Here is an 18318-nt window from a genome sequence, read left to right on the forward strand (position 1 = left end):
CCTCTGCTCCGGGGTGCGGTTCGGCGCGATCGGGTCGCGCACTGCTCGGCGCTGCGACCGAGCAAGCAAAAGTGTGCGTGCGCAACAAATAGTTTGTCAAACGTTTTCGAAAACGGTTTCCATGCCGTTACGCTATCGAGATCATGAAGCGTCGTCCCACCATCACGGATGTCGCCGCTGCGGCCGGCGTCTCCGTCGCGACCGTGTCGAAGGCGGTCAACGGCCGCTACGGCGTGGCCAGTGAGACGGCGGACCGCGTCCTCGCCGTGGTGGCGGAGCTCGGCTACGAGTCCAGTCTCATCGCCAGCAGCATGCGCTCGCGTACGACCGGTGTGATCGGCGTGCTGGTCGCCGATTTCGAGCCGTTCAGCGCGGAGATCCTGAAGGGCGTCGGGCAGGCGCTGCGCGACTCCCGCTACGACCTCCTCGCCTACTCGGGGTCGCACGGCTCGGCGGAGGGATGGGAGCGGCGATCGCTGTCGCGCCTCAGCGGCACCCTGATCGACGGCGCGATCATGGTGACCCCCACGGTGGTCAACGTGGGCGCCGAGGTGCCCGTGGTCGCCATCGATCCGCACACGGGACCGGCCGATCTGCCCACCGTCGAGTCCGACAGCTACGGCGGCGCACTGCAGGCGACGCGTCATCTGCTCGATCTCGGTCATACCCGCATCGGCTTCATAGCCGGCCGGCCCGACCTGCGTTCGTCGATCGCCCGTGACGCCGGGTACCGGCGGTCGTTGACGGATGCCGGCATCCCGGTGGATCCCGCCCTCGTCGGCTCGGGCAGCTACCGTCAGGACGCCGTCCGTGTCGCCGCGCTCGAGATGCTCCGCCGCGGCGATCGCCCCACGGCGATCTTCGCCGCCAACGACATCTCGGCGATGGAGATCGTCAAGGTCGCGGCCGAGCTGGGGATCGCGGTTCCTCGTGACCTCTCCGTCATCGGGTTCGACGACATCCCCGAGGCGTCCAAGGCGGCACCGGCCCTGTCGACGGTCCGCCAGCCGATGCAGACCCTGGGTGCCGAGGCGGCGCGGCTGCTGCTCACCCTGATGGACGGCGAGGTGCCGGCGGCGACGCACGTGACGCTGCCGACGCGGCTCATCCCGCGGGGGACGACCGCGCCGCCGCTCTGACCGCGGCCGGCTCTGTGGCTCAGTGCGGCGCGCTCATGCAGCGCAGCTCGGCCGAGGCGACTCAGTTCAGCGCGACGCCCGCCGGGTCGCGCAGGAGCTCCGCGAAGGCGGCCTCGGCGGCGCCGATGAGCAGGCGGTCCTCGGCGAGTGCCGCCGGCCGGATCTCGAGGTCTTCACCGTTCGCGGGCATGGTCTGAGCGGTGACCGCGTCGGTGAACCCGTCCAGATCGTCGGTGGCGAGCATCGCGAGGAAGCCGCCCAGCACGACGACTCTCGGGTTCAGCACGTTGACCGCGTTGGCCAGCGCGGTGGACAGGATGCGGCGCTGCCGAGCGATCTCGTCGCGCACCTCGGGCGCGCCGGCCGCGCGCAGCATCTCGGCGAGGGTCGGCTCGTCGGCGTTGTCGCGACCGAGGACGGCGAGCAGGCGCGCGCGGCTCACCTCGTCCTCGAGGACGCCGGCGCTCGCGCGCCGATCGTCGCTGGATGCGATGCCGGGGCGGTTCTGCCCGAACTCGCCGGAGTAGCCGGAGGCGCCGGCCACCGGCATCCCGTGCACGATCAAGCCGCCGCCGATACCGCTCGCACCGCCGTTGAGGTAGACCACGTCGTCGATGCCGCGGGCGGCGCCGAACAGGTGCTCGGCGAGGACGCCCAGCGCCGCGTCGTTGCCGACGACGGTGGGCAAGCCGGTCGCGGTCTCGATGAGCTCGCGCAGCGCGGTGTCGGTCCACCGCAGGTGCGGGGCGTCCCGCACGAGGCCGTCGGAGGCCCGCACGAGCCCGGGCACGGCGACGCCGATCCCCGCGATCGCCGCGTCGGCGAGGTCGTCCTGGCGCCAGGCGTCGATCCGCTCGCCGATGAGCTGCGCCGTCCCCTCGGGGCCCAGCAGCCCGGTCATCTCGAGGCGCTCACGGCGCCGTACCGTGCGATCCAGCCCGACGGCCGCCATCGTGAGGGCGTCGACCTCGGGGTTCACGGCGATCGTCACGACGCGGGGGTGCGGGGCCACGAGCGGAGAGGGCCGGCCGACGCGACGGCTGGGGTCGGGGGCACGTTCCTCCACGACTCCGAGGGCGACGAGGTCGCCCACGAGGTCGGCGATCGTCGAGCGATTGAGGCCTGTCGCTCCGGTCAGTGTCGCGCGCGAGACGGGTCCATCGAGGTGGGCGAGGCGCAGCAGCCGCGACAGATTCGCTTGGCGACTGCCGACCGGCTCGTTCATACCCTCACTGTAGAGGCCGATCCGCGACGCGATCGCGCGGTGGACGCCGCAGACTTTCTGGTATAGGTTGTCGTCAGCAACATTTCTCGCAAAGGAGCGTCATGCCCACGCAGTCCACCGGACCGACCCCCACCCGCGCCGACAAGTTCTCGTTCGGTCTCTGGACCATCGGCTACAACGGCACCGATCCCTTCGGCGGACCGACCCGCCCGGCCCTCGATGTCGTCCACGCCGTCGAGAAGCTCGCCGAGCTCGGCGCCTACGGCCTCACCTTCCACGACGACGACCTGTTCGCCTTCGGCTCCACGGATGCCGAGCGCCAGACGCAGATCGACCGCCTCAAGGGCGCGCTGGCCGACACCGGCCTCATCGTGCCGATGGTGACGACCAACCTGTTCTCGGCCCCCGTCTTCAAGGACGGCGGCTTCACCTCGAACGACCGGCAGGTGCGACGCTTCGCGCTGCGCAAGGTCTTCCGTCAGCTCGACCTCGGCGCCGAGCTGGGCGCCAAGACCTTCGTCATGTGGGGCGGCCGCGAAGGTGCCGAGTACGACTCGGCCAAGGACATCCGCGCCGCGCTCGAGCGCTACCGCGAGGCCGTGAACCTGCTCGGCGACTACGTCACCGACAAGGGCTACGACATCCGCTTCGCGATCGAGCCCAAGCCCAACGAGCCGCGCGGCGACATCCTGCTGCCCACGCTCGGGCACGCCATCGCGTTCATCGACTCGCTGGATCGCCCCGAGCTCGTCGGCCTCAACCCCGAGGTCGGCCACGAGCAGATGGCGGGCCTCAACTTCGCCGCCGGCATCGCTCAGGCGCTGTACCACGGCAAGCTCTTCCACATCGACCTCAACGGTCAGCGCGGCATCAAGTACGACCAGGACCTCGTGTTCGGCCACGGCGACCTGCACAACGCGTTCGCCCTCGTCGACCTGCTCGAGAACGGCGGCCCCGGCGGGGTCCCGTCCTACGACGGCCCGCGTCACTTCGACTACAAGCCGTCGCGCACCGAGGACGAGGCCGGGGTCTGGGACTCGGCCGCCGCCAACATGCGCACGTACCTGCTGCTCAAGGAGCGCGCCGCGGCCTTCCGCGCCGACCCCGAGGTGCAGGAGGCGCTCGAGACCGCGCGCGTCGCCGAGCTGTCGATCCCGACGCTCAACGAGGGCGAGTCGTACGACGACTTCCTCGCCGACCGCTCCGCGTACGAGGAGTTCGACGCCGACGCCTACCTCGGCGGCAAGGGCTTCGGCTTCGTCCGCCTGCAGCAGCTCGCGACCGAGCACCTGCTCGGCGCACGCTGACCCGTCGGTCCCACACGCACACACACCGTTGACTTGCCCCATATGTCCGCGACACGCCAGGCGTGTCGTACATATGGGGCAAGTCACGGTCTAGGCAGGAGAAGCAATGACGCTGGTCATGGGAGTCGACTCGTCGACGCAGTCGTGCAAGGTGCTGGTGACGGATGCCGCGACCGGCACGGTCGTGAGGCAGGGGCGCGCCTCGCACCCGGACGGCACGTCGGTCGATCCCGACGCGTGGTGGACGGCGCTGCAGGCGGCGATCGCCGATGCCGGCGGCGTGGACGACGTCGAGGCGTGGGCGGTCGGCGGGCAGCAGCACGGCATGGTCGCCCTGGACGCTGACGGCCGCGTGATCCGCGACGCCCTGCTGTGGAACGACACCCGCTCGGCGCAGGCCGCGGCCGACCTCACGGCGGAGTTCGGCGCCGAAGAGCTCGCGCGGCGCACGGGACTCGTGCCCGTGGCATCCTTCACGATCACGAAGCTGCGCTGGCTCCGCGATCACGAGCCCGACAACGCGGCACGCGTGGCCGCCGTCGCCCTCCCGCACGACTGGCTCACCTGGCGCCTGCGCGGCTTCGGTCCCGCCGGCGAGTCGCCGCGCGGACCGGTGCTCGACGAGCTCGTCACCGACCGGTCGGACGCCTCGGGCACCGGGTACTGGAATCCCGCGACCGGCGGCTACGACCGCGAGCTGCTGACCGCCGCGCTCGGTCACGATGCGCTGCTGCCGCGTGTGCTCGGGCCCGACGAGTGGGTGACGGATGCCGCGGGCCGGCGCGTCGGCGGCGGCGCCGGCGACAACGCGGGCGCGGCGCTCGGGCTCGGTGCGGGCCCCGGAGACGTCGTGGTCTCCATCGGCACGAGCGGAACCGTGTTCGCGGTGAGCGAGGAGCGCACGATCGACCCGACCGGCACCGTCGCGGGGTTCGCCGACTGCACCGGACGGTTTCTGCCCCTGGTCGCGACACTCAACGCCGCGCGCGTGCTGGACGCGATCGCCCGGGTGCTCGGCGTCGACCACGCCGAGCTCTCGCGGCTGGCTCTCGCCGCGCAGCCGGGCGCGGCGGGCCTGCAGCTGGTGCCGTACTTCGAGGGCGAGCGCACCCCGAATCTGCCCGACGCCACGGCGTCGCTCACCGGCATGACGCTCGCGTCGACGACCCGCGAGAACCTCGCCCGGGCCGCCGTCGAAGGCATGCTGTCAGGGCTCGCGGCCGGGCTCGCGGCGCTGCGCGGGCTGGGCGTTCCGCTCGAGCGCGCGCTGCTCATCGGCGGTGGCGCGCAGTCCGAGGCGGTGCGCCGGATCGCGCCGCTGATCCTGGGCCTGCCCGTCGAGGTGCCCGAGCCGGGCGAGTACGTGGCGCTCGGCGCCGCGCGGCAGGCGGCATCCGTCCTCGCTGTGTGATCTCAGCCGGGAAGGAAGACGGCACGCGCCGCCGAGCCGATGCGTACCGTATTCAGGATCACTGGCGCGGACTCGACGCCGCTTCCGCCGATTTCCGCGGGAGTCGCCGCACACCCCGTGCAACGCTCCTGAGTTCGGTACGTGAACGGGAGAGAATGCGGGTATGGATGCCGCGGCCGACGCAGACGAAGAACTCGACGCGATCGCGGCCGAGCTGTACGTCCTGCCGCCGTCGGAGTTCACCGCGAAGCGCAACGCGCGGGCCGGCATGGCGGCCGGCCCCCTGGCGAAGCGGATCAAGGCGCTGCGCAAGCCCACCGTCGCCGCCTGGGCGGTGAATCTGCTGGCACAGGACGGCCAGCTCGCCGACGCGGTCGAGCTGTCGGCGGCGCTGCGCGAGGCGCAGGACGACCTCGACGCGGCCGAGCTCGGCCGTCTCGGCAAGCAGCGACGGCAGCTCGTCGCGGCGCTCGCGAAGCAGGCCGTCGGGCTCGCGCAGGACGCGGGCGGCACCCTGAGCGCTGCGGCGCAGGAGGACGTCGCGACGACGATCAACGCCGCCGTGATGGATGCCGCGGCCGCCGCCGCGGTGCTCACCGGCCGCCTCGTCACGGCGCTGGAGGCCGGCGACATCGAGCCCGGCGCGCTTGCTGAGGCGGTCGGGGGATCGGTCCCCGGCGTCGAAGCACCGCCACCGCGTGACGACCTCGCGGAGCGGCGCGCCCGCAAGGCGGCCGAGAAGGCCGCGCGGGAGGCGGAGCGGCTCGCCAACGAGGCCGAGCGGGAGCTCGCACGCGTCGACGCGCGCCGCGCCAAGGCGCAGGAGCGGGTCGACCATGTGCGCGAGAGGATCGACGACCTCCGCCGCGACCTCGCCGCCCTCGAGAAGGACGAGCAGGCAGCGGCCGAGAAGCTCGACGCGATCGAGGGCGAGCGCGCGGATGCGGCGACCAAGGCCCGCGATGCGGCGAAGGAGTCCGAGCGCGCCCAGGCCGCGCTCGACGACGCGTGAACCGCCGCGCGGCGCAGGGCCGCGGCATCCGTCTTTCACAGGACTCTCGTAGGCCCGCCGCCTAGCGTCGATCGCATGGCGACTCCCGCACCATTGGTGCCCGCGACGGCGTCCGACGAGGGTGAGATCACGGTCTCGCCGAGCGAGCTGAGGGAGCTGCGCGACGAGCTGCAGCGCTTCATGATGGAGTACCGCTTCGGCCTGCAGGAGGTCGAGACGAAGATCGGCATCCTGCGCGACGAGTTCCTGCTCACCCACGACTACAACCCGATCGAGCACGTCTCGAGCCGCGTGAAGTCGCCCGACAGCCTCGTGGAGAAGGTGCAGCGCAAGGGCATCGACGGCGACTTCGCGTCGATCCGGAGCAGCATCACCGACATCGCGGGCATCCGCATCACCTGCAGCTTCACCGCCGACGTCTACCGTCTGTTCGACCTGCTGACCGCCCAGGACGATGTGCGGGTGCTGCAGGTCAAGGACTACATCGCCCAGCCCAAGCCCAATGGCTACAAGAGCCTGCACGCGATCCTCGAGGTGCCGGTGTTCCTCTCGACCGGTCGTATCGAGGTGCCGGTCGAAGTGCAGTTCCGCACCATCGCCATGGATTTCTGGGCGAGCCTCGAGCACAAGATCTACTACAAGTACGCCACGCAGGTTCCGAACGAGCTGCTGGAGAGCCTCAAGGACGCCGCGGACACCGCTGCCGAGCTGGACGCCCGCATGGAGCGCCTTCACCGGCAGATCAAGGGCTCCAGCGCCGGGCAGGCGGCGCCGGTCGCCGTGCGCGAGATCACGGGCGCTCCCGCTGCGGCGGCGGGCGATCCGGATGCCGCGACCCGGCCGCGCGACGACCGCGGGGTGCGCGCGGTCTGACGCGCGTTTCGTCTCGCTCGTTCCTCGCTCGCTCAACGACCGGGGCGAGAGGGATCGGTCGCTCACCGACCGGGGCGAGACGTATCGGTCGCTCACGGACGGAGGAGAGACGTACCGGTCGTTGAGCGAGGGAGCGCTAGCGACCGAGACGAAACGCCTCGGGCCCACGGCGGCGTTTCGTCTCGCTCGTTCCTCGCTCGCTCAACGACCGGGGCGAGACGTATCGGTCGCTCACCGACCGGGGCGAGACGTACCGGTCGCTGAGCGAGGGAGCGCCGGCGACCGAGACGAAACGCCTCGGACCCACGGCGGCGTTTCGCCGCGCAGGACTCTTCCGTCGGCTCAGCTCGCGAGGACGGCGCCCGTCCCGGCGAGGTACTCCTCGACGTCGCGCGGACCGAAGACGGCGGTGTTCGCGATGTATCCCTGCGCGAGGGACACGATCGACCGCGCCGTCTCTGCGGCGAGAGCTTCCGCCGGATCCGGGTGTGCTGACGCTTCGAACGACGCATCCGACGCCGGGACCGCGACCGACCCTGTCTGCGTGCGCGCCCACGGGCCGATCGCGTGGGTCAGGGCCGCTCGCAGGCGTCCGGCGGTGCGGAGCATCTCGTCGTGCAGGCCCGGCTCGACCATCGCCTCGCCCCAGAACTGCAGGACCAGCGCGGTCGACAGTCCGGACTCGCTGAACGTCGACAGCATGCCGCGCAGCGCCTGGCGGGGTGTGACGATCTCGTCGCGGTCGCCGGCGGCCTCCAGTGCGTCCAGGCGCGGCAGCAGGAAGCGCCCCACGACGTAGCGGGCGAGTTCCACCTTGTTCGAGAAGTGCGAGTAGATCGCCCCCGTCGACAGACCCGACTCCTCGACGATGTCGGCGATCGAGGTGTCGCGCACGCCGTTGCGCTCGAGCACCCGCAGCGCGGCCCGCCCGATCTCGTCGCGGCGGGCTTCGCGATAGGCGTCTGTCACCTTGGGCATGGAAACAGAATAGCCATTCTGTTATGGTGACAAACAGAACAGCCATTCTTTTTACCCCGCCACTCTTCTCAAGGAGGCCGCGATGTCCCTTCATCGCGAGGCCCGGCCGAACCCGGCCCGCCCCACCCGCTGGCCCGTCGCTGCGGCGTTCGGGCTTCTCGGATCGGTCATCGTCGCCATCATCGTGATGGCGTTCGTGTGGCCGGCCGCCACGGCGCAGCCGCAGAATCTGCCCGTCGGCATCTCCGGACCGGCCGAGGCCGTCAGCGCGGTCGAAGACAAGCTCGCGGCACAGGACCCCGCACCCTTCGACCTCAGCGAGGTCGGCTCGCGCGACGACGCCGTGTCGCAGATCGAATCCCGTGAGCTCTACGGCGCCATCCTGCTCGGCGACGAGCCCGAGGTGCTGATCGCGACCGCCGCAAGCCCGGTCGCCGCGCAGGCGCTCCGCGGTGTGGCGACCCAGCTCCAGGCGCAGATCGACACCGCCGCCAAGACGGCGCTCACCGACCAGCTCACCGCGATCGTCGGCGCGCTGAAGTCCGGTCAGATGCCCCAGCTGCCCGAGGGCGCTGCGGGTGGCCCGCCGGAGATCCCCACCGTGACCGTGACCGACGTCGTGCCGCTGGCGGAGGGCGACAGCACGGGCGCCGGGCTCGCGGCATCCGTCTTCCCGCTCGTGCTGGGTGGCATGCTCGGCGGCATCCTGCTGACCCTGCTGGTGCAGGGCGTCGTGCGGCGGCTCATCGGGCTCGTGGTCTTCGGGGTCGCCGCCGGCGCGCTGATCACCCTCGTGATGCAGACGTGGTTCGGGATGCTGACGGGCGACTGGTTGCTGAACGCCACCGTCATCGGCCTCGGCGTGAGCGCCACGTCCGCGCTCATCATCGGCCTCGCGGCCCTGATCGGTCCTCCCGGTATCGCTGTCGGCGCCATCATCACGATGTTCATCGCCAACCCGATCGCCGGTGCGGCGCTGCCTCCGCAGTTCCTGCCGGAGCCGTGGGGAGCGGTCGGCCAGTTCTTCGTGCCGGGCGCGTCGGCCACGCTGCTGCGGTCGGTGATGTACTTCCCGGATGCCGCGACCGCGGCGCAGTGGATCATCCTCAGCGCCTGGCTCGTGGGCGGTGTCATCCTCGCGCTCATCGGGCACCAGCGCACCCGCGCCGAGCTCACCCCGCCGGAGCGCCAGCTCGAGCCCGCCGAGCACCTCGAGGCTGCGGACGAGCGCGAGCCCGCGGCGCAGCTCTCACACTGACGGGCGTGTGATCCGGCGCGACCGGCGCCGGATCACGGGCCCGTTCGGGCGACGCGGAGGGCGCCGCTGCGCGTGTGCCCGCGCGAGATGGGCGCCCCGCGCGGCGCGGCGACGCACCATCGCTAGTCTGTTCGCGTGGATGACCTCGAGCCGACACTGCTGGTGATACCGCTGCTGGCGGTCCTGGCGCCGCTGCTGACACGAGGGCTCGGGCGATGGATCCGCATCCCGGTGGTCGTCTTCGAACTGCTGCTCGGCATCCTCGTCGGTCCCGCCCTCCTCGGCTGGGCCGCACCGTCCGAATTCATCCAGGCGCTCTCGGAGTACGGGCTGGCGATGCTCTTCTTCGTCGCGGGCACCGAGATCCAGTTCGGCTCGTTCCGCGGACGCCTGGGCCGGCGCGCGTCGCTCGGCTGGCTGATCAGCCTCGCCGCGGGCATCGCCGCCGGGTTCCTGCTGGCGCCGGGCGAGGCGGCGATCGTCATCGGCGTCGCGCTCTGCTCGACTGCGCTGGGCACCCTGCTGCCCATCCTGCGGGACGCCGGCGAGCTGCCCACGCCGTTCGGTCAGGCGGTCGCCGCGATCGGCGCGGTGGGGGAGTTCGGACCCCTCATCGCCATCTCGATCTTCCTGGGTGGACGTGAGCCCGGCGTGTCGACGGTGGTGCTGGCGCTCTTCGCGCTGCTGGCCGGCCTGGCGATCTGGCTCGCCTTCAAGATGCCGCGCGGAGCGATGCACGCCTTCGTGAGCTCGACCCTGCACACCTCGGGGCAGTTCGCGATCCGGGTCGTGTTCCTGATCCTCGCGGCCCTCGTCTCGCTCAGCATCGTGCTCGACCTCGACATGCTGCTGGGCGCCTTCACCGCCGGCATCGTCTGGCGTCTCGTCATGCGCGACGCCACCGAGGCCGACCGCGAAGCCGTCGAGAGCAAGATCGAGGGCGTCGCCTTCGGGTTCCTGGTGCCGGTCTTCTTCATCTACACGGGTGTGACGTTCGATCTGCAGGCGCTCTTGGAACAGCCCCAGCTCTTCCTGCTGCTTCCCGTCGGCCTCGTCGCCCTCCTCATCGTGCGCGGACTGCCGTCGATGCTCGCCGCCCCCGTCGGGTCCACCCGGCGCGAACGTCTGTCCATCGCCCTGCTGGGTGCCACCGCCCTCCCGATCATCGTCGCGGTCACGGCGATCGGCGTGGACGAGGGCATCCTCACCACCACGCACCAGGCGGTGCTGATCGCCACCGGCATGCTCTCGGTGCTGCTGTTCCCGCTCATCGGCATGGCACTGCGCGGCGACAAGGTGAAGGCCGGCTCGGCTCTGCAGGACGACATGGCGTGAGCACCGCCGCGCTCTTCGACGCCGCTCGCGCCCGCCTCGCGGAGGCGCCACGGGAAGCGCTCGGCGAGCTCGTGGTGCCGCGGCGCGTCCTCGGTGTGGCCCGGGCCCCGCGGGTCGAACGTCGGGGGGAGGCCTGGCACCTCGGCGTGCTGCTGCTGACGGACGACGCCGTGCTGGCGACGGGTGAGATCGTCCGTGCGCGGCAGGAGGCCCGTCGCGGCTACACCGCCGAGTCTCAGCGGCAGCGCGCCGAGCTCGCCGCAGCGGCGCGCCGCGGCGGCTTCACCGAAGGCGAGACGGTGCATCTGGGATGGCGGATGCTGCAGCCCGCCGTCGTCGACGCCGGCGGCGAATCCGGACCCCTCGCCGCGGTCGGCGGGGTTCCGAGCGTGCGCTGGAGCACCGCCGGCGGCCTGATGCCACTGGAGACATACCTCGCCGACCGGGCGGCACTGCTGCTCGATCCCCCGCGAGGCGCGTAGGGCGAGGCCCGTGAGCCGAGGCGGTGCGCAGCGTGCCGCTACCCGCCGGGGCGCGGCCTGTCAATACGCTCAGCCGCTCCCCGGGCGCACCGTACGGTGTGGGCATGGCCGCTCGGGATCTCACACGTCAGATCGTCGTCATCAGCGCGTTCTGCTTCATGATCATCGCCGCGATGGTGGGCACCGGCCTGTTCGGCGGCACGCCGGTGCAGGACCTGCAGAACGGCGCGCTCGACGAGGACGGCTCGTATCTCGCCCCCGCCAGCCCGGCCTTCTCGATCTGGTCGGTGATCTACGTCGGTCTGTTCGCGTACACGATCTGGCAGGCGCTGCCGCGGCAGCGGGCGAGCGAGCGGCAGCGCGCGCTCGGCTGGCTCATCGCGGGCACGATGGTGCTGAACGGCCTGTGGCTCGTGATCGCGCAGTTCGGTTCGCTCGCGCTGACCGTGCTCGCCATCATCGTGCTGCTGGCGGTGCTCGGGGTCACCTTCCACCGCACGGTCATCGAGCCGCCGGACGGCTGGGTCGACAGACTGCTCGTCGACGGCGTCACGGGCCTGCACCTGGGCTGGGTGACGCTGGCCACCGTCGCGAACATCACGGCGTGGCTGACGTCGATCGCGCCCCCCGAGTGGGGGGATGCCGCCGACCTCTGGGGCGTCATCGTGCTCATCGTCGTCGGGGTGGTGGGGCTCGGCATCGAAGCGGCCAGCCACTGGCGATTGGCGCCCGCGCTCGCTCTGGCGTGGGGGCTGAGCTGGCTCGCAGTCGCCCGGCTCACCGGCGAGCCGTCCAGTTCCGCGATCGGCGTGACGGCGCTCATCGTCGCCGGCCTGATCCTCGCCGCAGGGGTCATCGGCACCGTTCTGCGCGAGGTGACCGCCCTCCGTAACGCCGAGGCGTGAGTCAGACCGACGAGAATCGGTCGGCGAACGCGCGCAGCAGTCGGGCAGGCTCCGTGACGGATGCCGCGAGCACGCGCCCCGCGATGGCGTCGTAGTGTGCGGACTCGAAGTAGCCGTCGTCGCGGTACACCGCCATGCGCTCCGTGAACGCCTTGGCGGTCGGCTCAGGGTGGAACTGCGTGGCGTAGAGCCTGTCGCCCACCCGGTACGCCTGGACGGGGCATCCGTCGTTCGATGCCAGCAGAACCGCGCCATGGGGCAGCTCCTCCGTGCCCTCCTTGTGGGCCGTGAGCGCGGTGAAGCGGCTGGCGAGACCCCCGAACACCGGGTCGGTGCGGGCGGCATCGCCGAGCTCGACGGTGACCGGGCCGGTGTCCTCGGGGAAGGCCCGGCTCACGATGCCGCCCAGCGTGCGCGTGGCGACGCCGATGCCGTAACAGGTGAAGAGCGCGGCGGGTCCCATGCCCGATGCGGTGTGCTCGGCGATTCGCGCGAGGTCGCCCTCGAGGCGGCGCTGCGCGTCGGTCTTCGTCGACTCCGGGTCGGTGACGTTGAACGGGCTGCCGCCGATGAGGAAGCCGGCGTAGCGCTCGAAGGCGTCGTCGGGCAGCGCTTCGCGCACCAGGTCATGACGCGCGAGCCGGCTCTCGTCGAGGCGCATCGCCGCCCGGAACGACTCGTATTCGGCGGCGGCCGCGCCCACCTGCGGGCGCACGCAGACATAGAGCAGCGGCGCGGTCGTCATGCAGGAATTCTAGGTCTCCGGTCGCAGAGCGAGCGAAAGAGGCGACATCCGCTGTCTTCATCCGGGAATCGTGTATCAAACCCGCACTATCGCGCTCGGGCATGGTGTGGACAGAATGGGCGCTATGACGCAGGCCGGCGCCGAGGCTGGGGCCCCGCAGCCAGACGATCCGCGTGACGCAGCAGCGGCGCGCGGTGAGGCGACGGGGCGCGTCGACTCTGCGCAGCCGGCGCGATGGGAACGCGCCGCCGCACTCTTCGTGCGGTGGCGTGAAGGTGACAGCCGTGCGATGGACGAGCTCGTCCGCCTGATGACGCCGCCGCTGTGGCACGTCGTGCGGGCGTACGGAGTCGACCCCGCGCTGGCACAGGACGTCGTGCAGACGACCTGGCTGACGCTCGTACGCCGTCACGAGACCATCAACGACCCGCTCGCGGTGTCGGGATGGCTCACGATGTGCGCGCGCCGTGAGGCGTGGCGCGTCGGCAAGCAGCATCGGCGCGCCGATGCCACCGAGGCCGAGACGCTCGAACCCCACCTGCCTGTCCACGAATCCGCCGAGCAGACCGCCGCGCAGGACGACGAGACCCGTCGCCTCTGGACAGCGGTCGCCACGCTCAACGATCGATGCCAGCGTCTGCTGCGGATCGTCGCGTTCGAGGACCGCCCCGACTATGCCCGCATCGCAGAGGATCTTGCGATGCCCATCGGATCGATCGGACCGACCCGCCAGCGCTGCCTCGCGAAACTTCGCGCCGTCCTCGAGGGCGACGGATGGAGAGGTGACGACGATGGACACTGAGGACTTCGCGGCAGACGCCGCGCTCTTCGCACGAATGCGCCGGATGTGGGAGGACGTCGATCCGGTGCCCGCCGGACTGGTCGACCGCATGGTCGCCGCGGTCGCCGTCGAAGACCTGTCGCGCGAGTACGCCCTGCTGACGCTGGTCGAGGGCACGCTGGCCGCCGTCCGCGGCGAGACCGACACCGCGACGCTCCAGTTCAGCGACGGCACGACCAGCGTGCTCCTGCACGTCACCGCCACGGAGGACGGCGGCAGACGCGTCGACGGATGGGTGGATGCCGCGGCTCTGGCCATCCGGCTGGTGCAGGCCGACCGCGAGTGGTCGGCCGAACCGGGCGAGCACGGACGCTTCGCCTTCGACGAGGTCACGCCTGGGGTGGCGCGACTTCGCCTGGTCGTGCGGGACGCCGACGGCGCCCTGTGCGACTTCCAGACCCCGCAGTTCGAAGTCTGACGAGATGACGGATGCCTCGGCCGAGGCATCCGTCTCGACCGCTGAGTACAGAGCCTTTCGCGAGAGGGAACGATGGCCAACCCGAATCTCAATGCCCGCCCGCCGCGCCTCGGATGGCGCGAGCGTGAAGCCCGCCACGTGCGCGGCGCTCTCCTCGACCCGGGGCTCGTCGCGCCGGGCGAGGCCTCGCCCACGCTGTATGAAGCCGACGTGCTGCTGATCACAGCGCAGGCGCAGACCACCCAGCGCGGCGTGGCCGCGCCACCGACGCTCGATTCCGTCGCCGCCGGACTGGGCTGGGTCCTCACGCCCGAAGACCTGGAGGATCCCGTTCCCCCGCGTGGAGCAGGCAAAGGCCTGGCGCGCTCGGCCGCGTCCGGGCGCCGGCGCGGCAAAGCGACCACCCGCCGGGTGCGGATCGCCCTGGCTCAAGCGGCACCCTCGGGCAAGCCGGAGACACCGCCCGACGCCTGGCGGCTGCTCGTGGAGGCGCGCCGCAAGGGCATCACCGGCCTCGGCCTCAACCACATCCTGACCACGGACGCGCTCGGCTCGAACCCGTTCACGGGCAATCCGTTCACCGGCAATCCGTTCACGGGCAATCCCTTCACCGGGAACCCGTTCACCGGCAATCCGTTCACGGGCAACCCCGCGGGAATGGGGGGTTATGCGTTTCCCGGCCTGGGGGGCCGCCAGCCGGTCGCCTATGTCGGCCCTGATCTGCCCCAGCCCACGCTCGCTGAGGCCGAACGGCCGGTGGTCGCGATCCTCGACACCGGATGTGGCGAGCACCCCTGGCTGAAGGAGGCGCGGATCAATCCGGCCGCGGTCTACGGCGGCGAGATCGGGATCATCGACGGCACGACGGATCCTGAGGCGTTCACGTCGCTCGACAGCCCGCTCGATGGTGTGGTCGACAGCGCGGCCGGCCATGGCACGTTCATCGCCGGCCTCGTGCTGCAGGCGTGTCCCGAGGCGCGGATCCTGCCGGTGCGAGTGGCCGATTCCCAGGGCGTCATCCTGGAGAACGACCTGCTCGGCGCTCTCGGACGCCTGGTCGCGCTCATGGACGACGGCTTCCGGCTCGATGTCGTGAACCTGTCGTTCAGCTACTATCACGAGTCTCCGAAGCGTGAATCCATCGACAGCGAGCTGTTCGAGCTGCTCACGCAGCTGCGTGAGCGCGGATGCGTCATCGTGTGCTCGGCCGGAAACGACGCCACAGACCGGCCGGCATCGCCCGCGTCGTTGCATCACTGGGTCGGCGATGACTGCGGGATCGCGCCGGAGGGCGACATCGCCCCGCTCGTCACGGTCGGCGCGCTGAATCCCTCGGGCCGATCCGTCGCACTGTTCTCCAACATCGGTACGTGGGTGCAGACCTACGTGCGGGGGGTCTCGGTGCTCTCCACGATCCCGACCAGCTTCCAGGGCGGCGTCCAGGCCGACCTGCGCAGCGACGAGTACGACCGGCAGCGCGAGACCCTCGACCTCGACGACTTCCAGTCGGGGTTCGCGGTGTGGAGCGGAACGTCGTTCGCGGCACCGGTCGTCGCCGGACGGATCGCCGCGAAACTGGCAGGGAAGCGGCCCAAGCCGGACCCGAAGAAGAAGCCCATCATGGCGACATCGCATATCAAGGCGACGGTGAAGGTGTGCGACGGCGTCGTAGCCGACTCGGCGAAGGAGGACCGCTCGAGACTGCGCTGAACCGGCGACTCTGCGACGGGTCGGCGCGGGGCACTACTCCGAGCGGAACCGCGCCCGCGGTGAGGCGTCGACAGGCGAGCGCGCAACGCGCCATGCTGTGTGGATGACCCTCACCGCGGCTGAGCTGTACCGTCGCGGCCGCGCACACCTGAACGCGGGACGCAACGCCGCGGCCCGACGGGAGTTCGCGCTCGCTGCCGCCCGCACCGACGATCCGGATCTGCTCGCCCGCATCGCCGGTTCCACGGCCGCCGTGGTCATCCGCCAGGGCGACCCCGGCGCGGCCGAGCGGCTGTGCCGCGAGGCGCTCGCCTATCCAGGGCTCTCACCGCACACGTCCGCGATGCTTCACGGCCAGCTCGGTCTGCTCGCGCTGGAGCGCGGGGATCTCGATGCCGCGATCGTCTGGCTGGACCAGGCGATCGAAGGAATCGGCGACGAGGCCGAGCATCGTGCGCCGATGCTGCTCAACCGCAGCCTGGCGCACATGCGAGCGGGCCGCTTCGGCGCGGCGCGCGCCGACCTCGAACGCGCCGCCCCCGACTATGCGGCCACGGGGAACGACGTCGAGCGCGCCATGGCGGTGCACAACGCCGGCTATGCCGCACTCCTGGAGGGCGACCTGGTCGCTGCGCTCTCGACGATGGCCACGGCCCGTGACGCCCTCACCGCGGCCTCCGCGGTGAACGCCGCGATCTGCGACCTCGACCGCGCGGAGGTCCTCCGCGACGCCGGGCTGGTGGTGGAGGCGGAGGCCAGTCTCACGCGCGTCGCCCAGACGTTCGGTGCGCACCGTATGCCGCAGGCGCGCGCAGAGGCGGAGTTCCATCTCGCTCGTGCGCTGCTCACCCATGCTCCGGCCCGCGCGGAACTCGTCGCACGGGGCGCCGCACGGCGATTCCGTCGGGTGCACGCGGAGTGGTGGGCGCTTCGTGCCGACGCCATCGGAGTGCGTGCAGCGCTGCTGGCCTCGATCCCCGATGGGAGATACAGCACCGGTGATCGCACCGGCGTCCCGGCGCGGCGCGTCGATGTCGGCGCGTCCGAAGAAGTGGCCGAGGCGTTGCGAGGGTACGGGTTGGAGGCCGAGGCCGAAGCCGTCGAGCTGACTGCTCAGCTGTGGCGGGCGCGGATGGGAATCGACGACGGGGCGAACGGCCGCGTGCGCGTCCACGCGAGCGCGCCGATCCAGCTCACCCTTCTCACCCGCCAGGTGCAGGCGGCACGCGCGCTGGGTCGGGGGCGCGAGGACCTGGTGCGTGCTCGGGCCGCCGCCGGACTGGAGGCGCTCAGCGACTGGCAGGCATCGTTCGGAAGCCTCGATCTCGCGACGTCCCTCGCCATGTACGGGGAGGGGCTGATCTATGCGGGACTCCAGTCCGCCGTTCGTTCGATGCGGCCGGACGTGGTGTTCGAGTGGTCCGAGCGCGCCCGTTTCCTGAATCAGGAGGTCGTGCCGCTTCGTCCGCCGCCGGATCCCGAGCTGGCGGCGGATCTCTCGGAACTGCGGGCGCTGCGCGTGGAGGGCGGCCCCGACTGGCTGGCCTCGGAGCGTGCCCGTGAGGTGGGCGAGCAGGTTCGTCAGCGCCAATGGGCCGCGTTGGGTGCGGCGGGGAGACGCCCTCGCGCCTCGCTCGAAGAGCTGCAGGCGGGCTTGGACGACGAGACGGCATCGGTCTCCTACGTATTCGATCGCACCGGGCTGGTGGCCGTTGCGGCGCGGCGGGATCGTGCCAGCGTGGTGCCGATCGAGGCGTGGCCGGAGGTGGCGCGGAGCGTCGCCGCGCTGCGGGCCGAAGCGGACGTCAGCGCCGCCGTCCGCGCCGGCCCCATGGCCGCCGTCGTCCAGCGCTCGCTCGACGACCGTGTGGCGTCTCTGTCGGCAGCGCTCCTCGACCCGGTGGCGGAGGTCGTCGGCGATCGGAAGCTGGTGCTCAGCGTCCCCGGCATCCTGGGCGGCATCCCGTGGGCGCTGTTGCCGGCCCTTCGGGGGAGGATCTTCACCGTCGCCACCTCGGCGTCCCAGTGGCTGGCGACGCGGGAGCACCCCGCCGGACGGCGGGTCGCCTTCGCGGCCGGACCGCGCGTCGAGCGGGCCGGCGAGGAAGTGGCGCGCGCCGCGGAGGCGTGGCCCGATCCCATCGTCCTGCACGACGAGGACGCGTCGGTCGTGGCGCTCACCCGCACCGCCTCACGCGTCGACATCCTCCACGTCGCGGCCCATGGCCGCCATTCCGCTGAGCACCCGCTGTTCTCGGGTCTGCAGCTCCACGACGGCACCCTGTTCGGCTACGACGTCGATCTGATCGAGAAGGTGCCGCACACGGTCGTGCTCTCGGCCTGCGAGGTCGGGCGGTCGTCCATCCGCTGGCATGAGGAGGCCGTCGGGATGACCCGCGTCTGGCTCCACGCCGGATCGCGCAGTGTCGTCGCGGCGCCCGTCGTGGTCGCCGACGACGCGGCCTGCGAGCTTCTGGGAGCGATGCACGAGGGTCTGGCGGCGGGCGTCGGACCGTCGACCGCACTGGCCCAGGCGTCCCGGCGCACCGGCATCGTCGCTCCGTTCCAGGTGCACGGCACCGGCTTCTGAGATTTCTCCCGCCGTGTATCAGGGTCGCCGGCGAGGACTCCTGGTCATCGGAACGGCTCGTGCACGCCGACCGGGGGGCCGGGTGCAGA

Annotated in this window: 16 protein-coding genes; 13 read left to right on the forward strand and 3 right to left on the reverse strand. The window is 71.5% G+C overall.

The features are described from left to right. Window positions 1-143 precede the first annotated feature (143 nt). On the forward strand, window positions 144-1139 hold the full coding sequence (locus ACI3KY_RS05555; protein ID WP_404929207.1) for a LacI family DNA-binding transcriptional regulator: 996 nt from the start codon (window positions 144-146) through the stop codon (window positions 1137-1139). Between the two features lie 61 nt (window positions 1140-1200). Here the strand turns inward: ACI3KY_RS05555 and ACI3KY_RS05560 are convergent, their stop codons facing one another. Beyond that, complete coding sequence (locus ACI3KY_RS05560) at window positions 1201-2364, reverse strand: ROK family protein (RefSeq protein WP_404929208.1); 1164 nt, start codon at window positions 2362-2364, stop codon at window positions 1201-1203. Window positions 2365-2465: 101 nt separating this feature from the next. Here ACI3KY_RS05560 and xylA point away from each other — a divergent pair, with 101 nt between their 5' ends. The 4 genes from xylA to ACI3KY_RS05580 all read left to right on the forward strand — a co-directional run bounded on the left by xylA (window position 2466) and on the right by ACI3KY_RS05580 (window position 6967). After that, the gene (gene xylA / locus ACI3KY_RS05565; RefSeq protein ID WP_404929209.1) at window positions 2466-3671 is read left to right on the forward strand and encodes a xylose isomerase; all 1206 of its coding nucleotides are present in this window, start codon (window positions 2466-2468) and stop codon (window positions 3669-3671) included. 106 nt (window positions 3672-3777) lie between these two features. Then, window positions 3778-5082, forward strand: a complete 1305-nt coding sequence (xylB, locus tag ACI3KY_RS05570; protein ID WP_404929210.1) for a xylulokinase — start codon at window positions 3778-3780, stop codon at window positions 5080-5082. Between the two features lie 163 nt (window positions 5083-5245). After that, a complete protein-coding gene (locus ACI3KY_RS05575) occupies window positions 5246-6094 on the forward strand; it encodes a transposase (protein ID WP_404929211.1) in 849 nt (282 codons plus the stop codon). 75 nt (window positions 6095-6169) lie between these two features. Then, entirely contained in the window at window positions 6170-6967 is a 798-nt protein-coding gene (locus ACI3KY_RS05580; RefSeq protein WP_404929212.1) for a GTP pyrophosphokinase family protein, read from the forward strand. Window positions 6968-7309: 342 nt separating this feature from the next. On the opposite strand, the gene ACI3KY_RS05585 is transcribed toward ACI3KY_RS05580, so the two are convergent. Next, a complete protein-coding gene (locus ACI3KY_RS05585; RefSeq protein ID WP_404929213.1) occupies window positions 7310-7945 on the reverse strand; it encodes a TetR/AcrR family transcriptional regulator in 636 nt (211 codons plus the stop codon). 82 nt (window positions 7946-8027) lie between these two features. Between ACI3KY_RS05585 and ACI3KY_RS05590 the strand changes: the two genes are divergently transcribed. The 4 genes from ACI3KY_RS05590 (at window position 8028) to ACI3KY_RS05605 (ending at window position 11925) form a co-directional block, all read left to right on the forward strand. Then, entirely contained in the window at window positions 8028-9203 is a 1176-nt protein-coding gene (locus ACI3KY_RS05590) for a hypothetical protein (protein WP_404929214.1), read from the forward strand. Between the two features lie 135 nt (window positions 9204-9338). Beyond that, on the forward strand, window positions 9339-10538 hold the full coding sequence (locus tag ACI3KY_RS05595) for a cation:proton antiporter (protein WP_404929215.1): 1200 nt from the start codon (window positions 9339-9341) through the stop codon (window positions 10536-10538). After that, on the forward strand, window positions 10535-11020 hold the full coding sequence (locus tag ACI3KY_RS05600) for a glutaminase (protein WP_404929216.1): 486 nt from the start codon (window positions 10535-10537) through the stop codon (window positions 11018-11020). Before ACI3KY_RS05595 ends, ACI3KY_RS05600 begins: the two co-directional genes overlap by 4 nt. A 104-nt stretch (window positions 11021-11124) precedes the next feature. Beyond that, on the forward strand, window positions 11125-11925 hold the full coding sequence (locus ACI3KY_RS05605; RefSeq protein ID WP_404929217.1) for a TspO/MBR family protein: 801 nt from the start codon (window positions 11125-11127) through the stop codon (window positions 11923-11925). Window position 11926: 1 nt separating this feature from the next. Here the strand turns inward: ACI3KY_RS05605 and ACI3KY_RS05610 are convergent, their stop codons facing one another. After that, on the reverse strand, window positions 11927-12670 hold the full coding sequence (locus tag ACI3KY_RS05610) for a glutamine amidotransferase-related protein (RefSeq protein ID WP_404929218.1): 744 nt from the start codon (window positions 12668-12670) through the stop codon (window positions 11927-11929). Window positions 12671-12794: 124 nt separating this feature from the next. Between ACI3KY_RS05610 and ACI3KY_RS05615 the strand changes: the two genes are divergently transcribed. The 4 genes from ACI3KY_RS05615 to ACI3KY_RS05630 all read left to right on the forward strand — a co-directional run bounded on the left by ACI3KY_RS05615 (window position 12795) and on the right by ACI3KY_RS05630 (window position 18229). Beyond that, a complete protein-coding gene (locus ACI3KY_RS05615; protein ID WP_404929219.1) occupies window positions 12795-13472 on the forward strand; it encodes an RNA polymerase sigma factor in 678 nt (225 codons plus the stop codon). Continuing rightward, the gene (locus ACI3KY_RS05620; RefSeq protein WP_404929220.1) at window positions 13462-13929 is read left to right on the forward strand and encodes a hypothetical protein; all 468 of its coding nucleotides are present in this window, start codon (window positions 13462-13464) and stop codon (window positions 13927-13929) included. Before ACI3KY_RS05615 ends, ACI3KY_RS05620 begins: the two co-directional genes overlap by 11 nt. A gap of 72 nt (window positions 13930-14001) precedes the next feature. Next, window positions 14002-15639, forward strand: coding sequence for a S8 family peptidase (locus ACI3KY_RS05625; protein ID WP_404929221.1), 1638 nt, complete (start codon window positions 14002-14004; stop codon window positions 15637-15639). A 103-nt stretch (window positions 15640-15742) separates the two neighbouring features. Continuing rightward, entirely contained in the window at window positions 15743-18229 is a 2487-nt protein-coding gene (locus ACI3KY_RS05630) for a CHAT domain-containing protein (protein ID WP_404929222.1), read from the forward strand. Window positions 18230-18318 lie beyond the last annotated feature (89 nt).

Origin of the sequence: Microbacterium sp. ZW T2_14, from assembly GCF_044987405.1 — a bacterium.
Taxonomy (GTDB): Bacteria; Actinomycetota; Actinomycetes; order Actinomycetales; family Microbacteriaceae; genus Microbacterium.

Excerpts from the sequence above, each read along its gene's own strand:
- ACI3KY_RS05555 (WP_404929207.1), top strand. The coding sequence starts at position 144 with ATGAAGCGTCGTCCCACCATCACGGATGTCGCCGCTGCGGCCGGCGTC.
- ACI3KY_RS05560 (WP_404929208.1), bottom strand. The coding sequence starts at position 2,364 with ATGAACGAGCCGGTCGGCAGTCGCCAAGCGAATCTGTCGCGGCTGCTG.
- xylA (WP_404929209.1), top strand. The coding sequence starts at position 2,466 with ATGCCCACGCAGTCCACCGGACCGACCCCCACCCGCGCCGACAAGTTC.
- xylB (WP_404929210.1), top strand. The coding sequence starts at position 3,778 with ATGACGCTGGTCATGGGAGTCGACTCGTCGACGCAGTCGTGCAAGGTG.
- ACI3KY_RS05575 (WP_404929211.1), top strand. The coding sequence starts at position 5,246 with ATGGATGCCGCGGCCGACGCAGACGAAGAACTCGACGCGATCGCGGCC.
- ACI3KY_RS05580 (WP_404929212.1), top strand. The coding sequence starts at position 6,170 with ATGGCGACTCCCGCACCATTGGTGCCCGCGACGGCGTCCGACGAGGGT.
- ACI3KY_RS05585 (WP_404929213.1), bottom strand. The coding sequence starts at position 7,945 with ATGCCCAAGGTGACAGACGCCTATCGCGAAGCCCGCCGCGACGAGATC.
- ACI3KY_RS05590 (WP_404929214.1), top strand. The coding sequence starts at position 8,028 with ATGTCCCTTCATCGCGAGGCCCGGCCGAACCCGGCCCGCCCCACCCGC.
- ACI3KY_RS05605 (WP_404929217.1), top strand. The coding sequence starts at position 11,125 with ATGGCCGCTCGGGATCTCACACGTCAGATCGTCGTCATCAGCGCGTTC.
- ACI3KY_RS05610 (WP_404929218.1), bottom strand. The coding sequence starts at position 12,670 with ATGACGACCGCGCCGCTGCTCTATGTCTGCGTGCGCCCGCAGGTGGGC.
- ACI3KY_RS05615 (WP_404929219.1), top strand. The coding sequence starts at position 12,795 with ATGACGCAGGCCGGCGCCGAGGCTGGGGCCCCGCAGCCAGACGATCCG.
- ACI3KY_RS05620 (WP_404929220.1), top strand. The coding sequence starts at position 13,462 with ATGGACACTGAGGACTTCGCGGCAGACGCCGCGCTCTTCGCACGAATG.
- ACI3KY_RS05625 (WP_404929221.1), top strand. The coding sequence starts at position 14,002 with ATGGCCAACCCGAATCTCAATGCCCGCCCGCCGCGCCTCGGATGGCGC.
- ACI3KY_RS05630 (WP_404929222.1), top strand. The coding sequence starts at position 15,743 with ATGACCCTCACCGCGGCTGAGCTGTACCGTCGCGGCCGCGCACACCTG.